This window comes from Cryobacterium sp. 10I5 (genome assembly GCF_035019865.1).
GTDB lineage: Bacteria > Actinomycetota > Actinomycetes > Actinomycetales > Microbacteriaceae > Cryobacterium > Cryobacterium breve_A.
In genome coordinates this window covers 1-620 of record NZ_JASJVI010000207.1, presented here as the reverse complement: position 1 = coordinate 620, position 620 = coordinate 1, and the positions used below count along the sequence as shown (strand labels likewise).

The following is a 620-nucleotide window of genomic DNA, read 5'->3' as shown; positions in this document are numbered from 1 at the left end:
GCCGCCGTGACCGTGATCAAGCCCGCGGCATCCACCCCGGTTGCTCCGCCGCTTCCTCCGACTCCCGCCGTGCACTCGCCCGTGCCCTCGCCTTCGGCGGCCGCGGAACCGCCCGTGTTCCGGCCGCGCGATGCCGGAGCCGCGTCGTCCCCGACGCGGGGCGGCCTGGCACCTGCCCCGATCACGCCGGCGCCCGCGTCCTCAGGTGGCGCGACGAGCTGGTCTGCTGCGGGCACAGAGCACCCTGCCGGTTCCACCTCTGCCGTTGCAGCAGTAGCACGCGGCTCCGCCGCTGCGGGCTCCGCTGGCTCTGCAAGCTCCACGGAGTCCACTGGCGCTGCAGGCTTCGCAGGGCCTGCCGCTTCGACCGGCACGACCGGCACGACCGGCACGACCGGCACGACCAAGGTGAGCGGTTCCGCCGGGTACGTCCCCGGGGACATTTTCTATCCATCCGCCCGCCCTCTCGCGACGACCGGTGGCACCGCCGTGACTCCGAGCGCGGGCACCCCCGGAGGCTCGCCGACCGTGGGAGCCGGCGCGGGCATCCGCCCGGACGCCCCGCTCGAACCCTGGTGGACCACGCCCGCACGCTCGCCCCTTGTTCTCACGCCCGAGGA

Annotated in this window: 1 pseudogene; it reads right to left on the bottom strand. The window is 74.8% G+C overall.

Annotated elements, in window-relative coordinates:
* Positions 1 to 236: pseudogene (locus QN350_RS19725) on the bottom strand (hypothetical protein); the annotation flags it as partial.
* Between the last annotated feature and the right edge of the window lie 384 nt (positions 237 to 620).